General features: G+C 69.7%; 3 protein-coding genes. All 3 read left to right on the plus strand.

From position 1 onward, the window contains the following. Nucleotides 1–34: 34 nt before the first annotated feature. The 3 genes from FB559_RS32680 (at nt 35) to FB559_RS32690 (ending at nt 10,990) form a co-directional block, all read left to right on the plus strand. On the plus strand, nt 35–466 hold the full coding sequence (locus FB559_RS32680; protein WP_141960799.1) for a WXG100 family type VII secretion target: 432 nt from the start codon (nt 35–37) through the stop codon (nt 464–466). Between the two features lie 7 nt (nt 467–473). Next, nucleotides 474–4,538: a type VII secretion protein EccCa gene (gene eccCa, locus FB559_RS32685; protein ID WP_141960800.1), complete on the plus strand. Its 4,065-nt coding sequence runs from the start codon at nt 474–476 to the stop codon at nt 4,536–4,538. A gap of 128 nt (nt 4,539–4,666) precedes the next feature. Then, a complete protein-coding gene (locus FB559_RS32690; protein WP_141960801.1) occupies nt 4,667–10,990 on the plus strand; it encodes a hypothetical protein in 6,324 nt (2,107 codons plus the stop codon).

Consider the following 10,990-nt stretch of genomic DNA (forward strand, 5'->3'; position numbering starts at 1 on the left):
CACCGCAGCGCCGCCCGAAAGGACTCACGACCTCATGCCGATCGACTACGACGCGGCCATCCTCTACGTCGACCCGGACGGGATCAAGGCACGAGCCGACGACCTGGAGACGCTCGCCAAGGACGTCGTGGATTCACTGGAGCACATCGAGACGACGCTCTCGGCCCTGCAACTGGGCTGGGCCGGCAAGACGGCCGACGAGGCGAAGGACTTCGGCGACCGCTGGGAACTGGTGATGAAGGAGCTGTTCGGCAGCAACGACCATCCGGAGACGGGTGTGCTCAACGCCATCGTGAACGGCCTGCTCACGACCCGCGGCGATTTCGCGAAAGCCGAGGACGCGCTGGTGCAGTTCTTCCAGCAGTTCGGCGACCACCTGGCCGCCGGTGGCGACAGCAGCACACCGACGTCCGCGCCGCCGAGCATCACCGACCTCAACCTGACCGCCATCACCGAGACGTGGTGACGGTCAGATGAGCAGGATCGCCTTCCACCGGCCCGCCCGCACCATGCCGCCGGCGGTTCCGGAACAACGCGTCACCCTGGCGGCCGCGCCGCAGGCTCCGCAGAACAACAACGCCTCCACTTGGCTGTTCATCCTGCTGCCGCTGCTGAGCAGCGTCAGCATGGCGGCCTACATGGTGACGTACGGCAAGCCGTGGCTGGTCGTCCTCGGGATCTCGTTCGTGGTGGTCTCCGTCGGCGTCACGGTCGCCGTCCGCTGGCAGCTCCGCAGCACGAACCGCCGCACCCGCGAACGGCTGCGCGACCGCTTCAACGAGCACCTCGCGGACATCCGCCGGCAGGCCCGTGGCGTCGCGAACATGCAGCGGGTGGCGAGCGCGTTCGCCCATCCGAGCCCGGAGCGGCTGCTGGCGATCGCCGCGGGCCGCCGGCGCGTGTGGGAGCGGCGGCCGACCGATGATGACTTCCTGAAACTGCGGCTCGGCGTCGGCTACGGCCCGCACGCCCTGCAGATCAAGGAAAGCGGACGCAGCGACCCGATGGCCGAGTACGACAAGCAGTCACAGCGCGCGGCCCAGGAGGTGGTCGCGGCCAACGAAACGGTGGGCGGCCAGCCGGCCTGGCTGGATCTCGGGCGGTCCGGCGTGGTGAGCCTGCTCGGCCCGGCCGAACAGACACGGGCCGCGGCCCGCGCGCTGCTCAGCCAGCTCGCGGCGCTGCACGCGCCGGACGACGTCGCGGTGGCCGTGTGCGCCAACGGCGCACCGGACTGGGAATGGGCCAAATGGCTTCCGCACACGCACGATCGGGAGGCGCGGGGGGCCGAGGCCGGCGTGGTGCCGCTGGTTGCCGCGGAACTCGACGGGCTGGCCGACTATCTGGAGGACCAGCTGACACAGGCGCAGCAGGAGCGGGCGGAGCGTGCGACCCGGATGGGTGTTCTGCGCGACACCGGTCCGCGCTGCCGGCTGGTCGTCGTGCTGGACGGATACCGGCCGGACGCGGACTGGGCGCGTACACCGTTGGTGGCGCGCCTGCTGTCGGAGGCCGGGCCGGACACCGGTGTGGTGGTCGTCTGCCTGGTCGGCAGGGAGAAGGAAGAGCCTGGGCGGGTGGACGTGCGGGCGCGCGTCGACGAATCGGGCGGCCTCGTGCTGACCAGCCGCAACCCGTCGCTGCACAGCATCATCGAGGACGCTACGGCGGATCGGGCGGATCAGGTGCTGTGCGCGCAGATCGCCCGGTTCCTGGCTCCGCTCCGTCTCTCCGGCGAGCGGGATCAGGTGCTGTCCCGTACCGTGTCGCTGCCGGAAATGCTCGGTGTCGCGGACCTGGCGACGTACGATCCGCGGACGCGGTGGCAGGCCCCGGACGATGACGCGTTGTTGCGGATGCCGATCGGCGTGACCGGTGACGGCGAGTACCTGAACCTGGACCTGAAGGAGTCCGCGCAGGGCGGCATCGGCCCGCACGGGCTGGTCGTCGGCGCGACCGGATCCGGCAAGAGCGAGTTACTGCGCACCCTGGTGACCGGCCTGACGATGCGGCACTCGCCGGAGCTGCTGAGCTTCGTGCTGGTGGACTTCAAGGGCGGCGCGACGTTCGCGGGCGTCACCGACCTGCCGCACGTGGCCGGCCTGATCACCAACCTCGCCGACGACCTCGCGCTCGTGGACCGCATGCGGGCCGCGCTGCACGGTGAGCAGCAGCGCCGCCAGCGCATCCTGCGCGACGCCGGGAACGTGGACTCGCTGCGCGACTACCAGATACGGCAGGCCGCCGGGGGGACCGACGTCCATGGCCGCCCGCTCGAGCCGCTGCCGTACCTGCTGATCGTGGTGGACGAGTTCGGCGAGCTGCTGTCACAGCGCCCGGACTTCATCGACCTTTTCGTGCAGATCGGCCGGGTCGGCCGGAGCCTGGGCATGCACCTGCTGCTGGCCACACAACGGCTGGAAGAGGGGCGGCTGCGGGGCCTGGAGTCGCACCTGTCGTACCGGATCTGCCTGCGCACCTTCAGCGCCGCCGAGAGCCGCGCGGTGATCGGCACCCCGGATGCCTACCGGCTGCCGTCCATCCCCGGGTCGGCGTACCTGAAGGTCGACGAGTCGTTGTACGAGCGGTTCCGCGTGGCACACGTCTCCGCCCCGTACCGCGAGCCGGACGAGGAGGAGGTGAGCGCCACGCCCTGGCTTCCGCCGGTCCCCTTCACGTTCCGCACCCCGTACCAGGGACGAGACGAGTCCACGGCGGACCAATCCGAGCCGCTCGCACCCCGCGCGGCGGCGGGGGAGCGCACCGAGATGCACGTCGCGGTCGACCAGGTGCGCAGGTACGGCTCGTCGGTGCACCAGGTATGGCTGCCACCTCTGCCGGAGCACATCACGCTCGACGCGATCTTCGGCACCGCCGACGCCGAGGGGTCCACGCGAGGGCTCCAGGCGACGAACTGGCCACAGGGACAGCTCAGCTTCCCGATCGGCGTCGTCGACCTCCCGGCACGGCAGACCCAGTATCCGCTGATCCTCGAGCTGGCCGGTGCCCACGGTCACCTGGCGCTGGTCGGCGCGCCGCAGACCGGCAAGAGCACCGCGCTGCGCACCGCGCTGATCGCCGCGATGCTCACCCACACCCCAGACGAACTGCAGTTCTACTGTGTGGACCACGGCGGAGGCGGGCTGCAGAGTCTGCAGGACGCACCGCACGTCAGGGGTGTGACCGGACGTCATGACGAGGAGCGCACCCGTCGTGCGCTCTCGGAGGTGCACCAGCTCGTCGGCGCACGGGAACGACTGTTCGAGCAACTCGGCATCTCCTCGGCCAACGACCTCCGCCGGCTGCGGGACGAGGGCGGTCTGCCCACCGGGATAAGCACCGCCGACGTCGTCCTGGCGATCGACAACTGGGCCGCCGTACGTGCGGCGGACGAGAGCTTCGACGCGTTGGTGGTGGACATCTCCTCGCGAGGCCTGGGCGTCGGCGTGCACCTGATCCTGACCGCCAACCGGTGGCCGGAGATCCGGACCAACCTGCGCGACAACATCCGCGGCCGGATCGAGCTGCGGCTGAACGAGCCCGCCGAATCCGAGGTGAACCGGCAGGCCGCCAAGCTGCTGCGCACGGTCACACCGGGCCGGGGCATCACGGCGCCGGGGCTGATCTACCACGCGGCACTGCCGCGGATGGACGGCGTCCCGGCCACCGACAACCTCGGCAAGGCACAGGAAGCGTTGGTCGTCGAGATCGCCGCTTCCTGGCCGGGCGAACACGCACCGCGCCTGCGGATCCTGCCGAAGGAGGTGACGCTCGCCGACCTGCAGGCCGCCGCCCGCGCCGCGGCGAGTGGCGGCGCCGGCCACGAGCCCACGCCCGGCGGGGTGCCGATCGGACTGCGAGAAGTGGACCTCGCGCCGGTCGAGCTGGACCTGTCCGCCGGCGAGCCGCACTTCCTCGTGTTCGGCGACTCCGGAGCCGGCAAGACATCGTTCCTGCGCGCGTGGATGCGCGGCCTGATCGAGCGTAAGTCGGCGTACGACGTGCGGTTCATCGTCGTGGACTACCGGCGCGGCCTCCTCGACGCGGTACCCGACCCGTACGTCGGCGGGCGGGCCGGAGACGTCGAGTACGCCTCCGTGTACGTGGAGCAGCTCGTCGGCAAGCTCAAGGAACGCCTCCCTCCGCCGGACGTCTCTCTGCAGGACCTGCGAGAACGCAGCTGGTGGACCGGCCCGGAGATTTACCTCGTCGTGGATGACTACGACCTCGTCTGCGGAACCGCGTCGCGGGGGCCACTGGCGCCGCTGGCCGACTATCTGACCCAGGCCCGCGACGTCGGCTTCCACCTGGTGCTGGCGCGGCGTGTCGGCGGTAGCTCCCGCTCCCTGATGTCCGATCCGCTGATCAGCAGATTGCGCGAGCTCGGTGCGCCGGGCCTGGTGATGTCCGGCGACCACCGGGAGGGCGTGCTGCTCGGCGATCAGCGTGCCGTCCAGCGGCCGCCGGGACGGGCCGCTCTCGTACGACGCGACAGGCCGGCGCAGGTGATCCAGACCGTGCTGGACGAGGATCGATAGGAGCTGATCGTGATGCGGGTTCCCGTGACGATGATATGGCGTGAGCTCGGCGCGTCATTCGCCGTGCGGTCGTGCCCGCCCGGCATGGTGCGTCGGCCGTTCCTCTCGGTGTCGAGGGGGTCGGTCTGATGCCGGATTTTCTTGATTTTCTTGGTGTGGATGCGGATCAGATCATCGCGTTGGGCAATCAGTGGATCGCGATGGGGGATGCGCTGGAGGAGAAGTTTCTGCTTCCGGTGACTGATGCGGTGTATCTGGATATGGAGTGGAACAGTGTCGCGGGGACGGCGGCCAAGTATGTCTTCACTGGTCATATCGCGGAGATGATTCGGGCTTCTCGTGATAGTGCGTATCAGATCGGTGGGGCGATCAATTATTACGCCGAGCAGCTCATTGAGGCGAATCACAAGGCGCATCAGGAGGCTGTGAAGAACATCATCGTGTCGATGTTCGGGTTTCTGGCCGGGGTGATCGGCCTGATCCTGCCTGGGATCTTGGTCGGGTTGATGGAGGTCCTTGGCCAGGTTCTGGCCCGTCTTGTCAGTGTGATCGATCAGATCATGAGCAAGCTCGGCCCTCTTGGTGTGATCGTCGATTACACGGGTTCCGCGGTGAGTGGTGCGGCGTCGACTCTTGGGGTGGATGCGCTGGGTCAGGCGATCGGTAGTGCGGCGACGGGGTTGCCTTTCCATATCGATTGGGATCAAGAAGGCATCAATATGGGGATGGGTGCCTTTGGTGGTTTGGCTTTCCGTGGGTTCGATGGGTTGGAGAACACGCCCAAGGGCGCTCCGAAGGTCACGGGCAAGGTTCCCGATCCCGGGGCGAACGGGGTCAAGACGCCGAACAACACTCCGCAGACCACCCCCGGGAGCGTCAACGGCGGCAAGGACGGTGTGACCGGTCCGCCGAAGGTGGATGTCAACGCGTCGAAGAACGACACGGTGACCGATGTCGGTGCCAAGCCGAACAGCGATGTCGCGAATCCGAACGTGACGAAGTCCGCGAGTGATCCGTTCTCGGGTAACGGCAACAACGCCAAGGAAGGCGTGCCCAATCCGACAACGTTGTCCTCCCACAACGATCCGTACACCAGCGGCGGCAACGGCGGCCGAAGCGACACACCGAGGCCCGGCCCGAACCAGCCCACCGAGAACCGCACCTTCACCGGGAACGGCGACCGCCAGGGCGATCCGTCCAACCCGGCCACCCAGAAGTCGAACAACGATGTGTCCACCGGGAACGGCAACCGCCAGAGCGACCCGTCCAACCCGGCCACCCAGAAGTCGAACAACGACGTCTTCACCGGGAACGGCGATCACCAAGGCGATCCGTCGAACCCGGCCACCCAGAAGTCCAACAACGATGCCTTCACGGGAAACGGCGATCACCAGAGTGATCCGTCCAACCCGGCCACCCAGAGGCCGAACACCGATGTGTCCACCGGGAACGGTGGGCGGAGCGATACGTCGAGGCCCGGTCCGGGTCAGTCCGGTCAGGATCGTACTTTCACCGGGAATGGCGGGCGAAACGACACGTCGAAGTCCGGTCCGAACCAGCAGACCGAGAATCGCACTTCCACCGGGAACGGCGACCGTCAGGGTGATCCGTCCAACCCGGCCACCCAGAAGTCCAACACCGAGGTGGTCACGGGCAACGAGGGTGCGTCGAACCGCCGGAGCTCCGTACCGTCGGACGACGAATCGGTCCACGACCCGGCGAATGCGGACTCCTCGCGGCGCCCGGGCCAGACGTCGGCCGGCGACTCCGGCGGCGTCCGTTCGAGTGAGAAGCCTGCCGGCGGCGCGAACGGCGCGAAGAGCCCGTCGAACGGGAAGGTCTCCGAGCACGGCGGCTCGTCCGAGGACGAGCGCGCGACCTCAGGGGAGTCGCCCGATCGGCCGAACCTTCTGCGTGAGGACGTAGGCGCCGGCCCCCAGGGCACGTCCGAGCATCCCGGCGTGCGCATACCCGGTGGTGCCGAACCGAACCGGTATTCGCGTACTCCGGAACAGGTCGGGGAGACGGCTCGGGATATCGCGCACGATGGTGGGCTGAGCGATCACGAGGCGAATGAGTGGGCGGGGAAGTTCGCGAATGCTCATCGTGATGAGGGGCCCGCGGGTGTCGCGAAGGTGCACGAGGAGTTGGCGGACCGGATTACGCAGGCCGCGGTCGAGCGGGCCATGAAGACGCCGCATGGTCTTCGTCCGGATCCGACGGATCAGCCGAGGGGTGTGGGTCGTGATAGTGCGTTGAGTCACGATGATCCGTTGCCTACTCGTACTCCTGAGCAGGTGGGAGAGACGGCTCGGGATATCGCGCACGATGGTGGGCTGAGCGATCACGAGGCGAATGAGTGGGCAGGGAAGTTCGCGAATGCTCACCGTGATGAGGGGCCGGCCGGTGTCGCGAAGGTGCACGAGGAGCTGACGGACCGGATTACGCAGGCCGCGTTCGAGCGGGCCATGAAGACGCCGCATGGTCTTCGTCCGGATCCGACGGATCAGCCGAGGGGTGTGGGTCGTGACAGTGCGTTGAGTCACGATGATCCGTTGCCTACTCGTACTCCTGAGCAGGTGGGAGAGACGGCTCGGGATATCGCGCGTAATGGTGGTTTGGGTCAGGATGAGGCGAATGAGTGGGCGGGGAAGTTCGCGGATGCTCATCGTGATGAGGGGCCCGCGGGTGTCGCGAAGGCGCATGGGGAGCTGACGGACCGGATTACCCAGGCCGCGTTCGAACGGGCCATGAAGACGCCGCATGGTCCTCGTCCGGATCCGACGGACGAGCCGGGGCCCGGCATTGGACGGGACAGCGCTCGGTCCGGTCATGATGATCCGTTGCCGACCCGTACTCCTGAGCAGGTGGGAGAGACGGCTCGGGATACCGCGCATGATGGTGGGCTGGGCGATCACGAGGCGAATGAGTGGGCGGGGAAGTTCGCGGATGCTCATCGTGATGAGGGTCCGGCGGGTGTCGCGAAGGTGCACGAGGAGTTGGCGGACCGGATTACGCAGGCTGCGGTCGAGCGGGCCATGAAGACGCCGCATGGTCTTCGTCCGGATCCGACGGATCAGCCGAGGGGTGTGGGCCGTGACAGTGCGTTGAGTCACGATGATCCGTTGCCTACTCGTACTCCTGAGCAGGTGGGAGAGACGGCTCGGGATATCGCGCACGATGGTGGGCTGAGCGATCACGAGGCGAATGAGTGGGCGGGGAAGTTCGCGAATGCTCACCGTGATGAGGGGCCCGCGGGTGTCGCGAAGGCGCATGGGGAGCTGACGGACCGGATTACCCAGGCCGCGTTCGAACGGGCCATGAAGACGCCGCACAACCGGCCTGACCCGACGAACCAGCCGAAGACCGAGGCCGGGCACAGCGGAGCCGGATCGGAACGCGACGACGCGGGGTCCGGTAACCAGGGCCGGTCGTCCGGCGACGAGGACTCCGCGCCCGGCTCCGGCGAGAGCACGCCGAAGCCTTCGGGCGGTGGCGCCGGCGCCGAACCGGCGTCCGGTCGGGGTACCACCGTCCTGACGCTCGAGAAGCCCAGGCCGGAGCCGACGAGGAAGCCGTCGGGTGGAGACAGCGATGAAACGCCCACCGTCACCGCTCGCGGGGACGATCCCGCGGGTGTCGAAGGCGATCCCCAGGGACAAGGGGAGCACAGCGGTATCGACTCTCCCAACATCAGCGAATCCGCCAAGACGGACGTCCGGCGGCCCGAGGACGTCGACGGCCGGCCGGGTGTGCACACGCCGGATGGCGTCACTCCGCATGAGAGCGGCACGGCCGCACCGAAGGACGACACCTCGCAACCGGACGGCCGAACGCCCCACGACACCTCCGTCACCGAGGGCGGCACGACCGGTGGTCGCGACGGCGCCGAGGGCGCCACTCCGGCCGAGCAGGCTCCTCACCTGCCGGGTACGGGACCGCTGGGTTCCGGCGGTTCCGTGATCGGCAGTTCCGTGATCGGCACGGTTTCGGGCACGCTCGGCGCCGTACCGTTCTCCGGAGCGAACGCCGGCGGCACCACGTCAGGGGTCGGCGACGGGAACGCGCCGGCGCCACGGATCGGTACGGCTACGAATCCGGAAACCCCGCTTCCCGAGCCGTTCCGTGCGGACACCAACACGGGAACCGCCGCGATGAGCGTCCCGCCGCTGAACATCGGTGATCCGGTGGGCACCGTCCCGCCCGTGCCTTCCTCCGGCACCACGGCCGGTAGCCGGCCGCCGGCGGGACACGTCCCGGAGCCGTCCGCCTCGTCCACCGAACCCCCCGCGCCAGAGCCGGACCGAGACTCGCCCGCCGCCGTGTCGCAGCAGGAACAGCAGGCCCTCCCCGACACCCCCGGCTCGTCGCGAGACGATCCGTCCACGGGGTCCGCCTCGGCGGCCGACACTCCGGTGTCCCCCACGACCGATTCGCGGGCGAACGCGGGACAGGCGGGAGGCGGCCCGGGCACCACCACCCCGGCCAACGGCACTACGGGCAACGGCACCCCGGGCAACGGCACCCCGGCCGACGGCACCCCGGCCGACGGCACCCCGGGCAACGGCACCCCGGGCAACGGCACCCCGGGCAACGGCACCCCGGGCAACGGCACCCCGGGCAACGGCACCCCGGCCAACGACACTCCCGACACCAGCGCCGACCCGCGACGGCCCACGCTTGACCTGCACGCGCAGCCGGGATCGGCTGACCCGTTGGTGGTCCCCGGACCGGCCGACGTGCGTCCGTCGATCACGGCTCCGCGTCCGCAGGATGGCGCCCCGGCACGCGCCGACGGGCATCCGTCGCCGGACGGTGCCGGCGACGCGTCCACCAGGGCCGGTGTCGAGGGCGCGCGCGTCACGCTCGGCAAGCTGCCGCTGGCCCGCTACACGCGCGTGATGTACACCGCCTCGGCGATCGTCGCGGACGTCGCCGGCCTGGTCACGTCGGTCACGGACACCGAAGGCGCGGTGTCCGCGGCGGACCGGCTGCGCCTGCTCGTGGCCGCCGAGATCGCCCGGAACGGAGAGGCGGCCGGCTCGGACCTGGCACGCGAGTTGACCATCCGCCGAGCGCTCGCGATCACCGAGGACCTGGATCCGGAGAATGCGACCCGGGTGTGGGCGGACGCTGAGACGATCCTGCGCGAGACGGCCGGGTTCGAGGGGCTCGACGGCGTCATCGGGCTCGCAGCCTACCTGGATCGCATCTTCCGGCTGCGGCTGCTCGTCGCCGCGGCGCTCGCCGACGAAGGGCACGAGGCAGCACATGCGCTCGCCGCCACGCTCGCGGTGAGTCCGCCGTTCATCGAAACCGAAGACGATGCCGCGCCCGTGGACGCGGACGGCGGCGCGCTTCCGGCCGGCACGCGGGTGTTCCCAGTGGTCACCGCGCTTCTGTTCGACGGAGCCCTGCGGTGGGCGGAAGCGGTGCTGCAGCAGGCACTCGGCGCCATGTCATCGCCGCCGGCGCAGGCCGACGAGATCGTCGCGAACCTGGATCTGCCGGCCGGAGACCTGCCGGACGAGGTCAGGCTCCTCGTCGCCGCCGAGACGCAGGCCGCCCACGGCTCCCGTGAGGCCGGCGAGGACCTCGCGCTCCTCCTCCCCGGCACGTGGCCCGGCCCGCCCGGCCCGACGCCCGCGTCCTCTGGGGCCGCAAGGCCCGGATCGTCCTCGCCCGATGACTTCTGGGCCTCGGTCCAGGCGGCAGACGCCACGCTGGCCGATCTGCCGGAGCAGGACAGGAGAGTCCTGCTCGCGGAGGCGGGGATCATCGTCGCGCTCGATCACGAGCCGCCCGAAGTGGACACAGGGCCCGTACGGGACGAGCGACGGGCGGTCCAAGACGGCGTTTTCCTGCTGGTCGCCGGCGCGTTGCGCGAGGGCGGGCCGGGGCACGCCCGTGCGGTGTCGTCGTCGCTGGCGGACACGCTGGGCACGCGGCGCCGTACGGGCGAGTCGCCACCGGGCGGCCCACGGCCGTTCGGGAGAGCCCCGGAGGTCGGACACCCGGACCGCGATCCGAGTCTGGTGGCGCTCCTGCGTACGGCCGGGCTGGAGCCGGTCGCGGCTCATCTGGAGGCCGGGGGTGTGCCGCAGGTCCAGCTCACCGAGGGGTTGGAGCGCCGGCTGGATTCGGTGGGTGAGGCGGATGGCGTGCTGGGCCGGGCGGTCGAGAGGCTGATCGGTTCGCCTGGGGCCGAGGTGGTCGACGCGGGCGGCCATTTGGTCGCGGTACCCGCTGGGGTCGTGGGGGAGTCGGGGCCGGGACCGGCATCGCGTCCGGCCGACGCACGGTTCCTCATCGACGCTCAGGGCACGGCCAAGGGTCCGTACGAGCCGGTGCGGGCGACCCCGTCGGGGGCGGGTCGTAGCTGGCAGAAGTCCTCGTTCAGCAAGGGCGTGTACTGCGTCGAGGTCGCCCCCATCGACATGGGCATCCGATAG

The organism is Actinoallomurus bryophytorum, from assembly GCF_006716425.1.
GTDB classification, from domain to species: Bacteria; Actinomycetota; Actinomycetes; order Streptosporangiales; family Streptosporangiaceae; genus Actinoallomurus; species Actinoallomurus bryophytorum.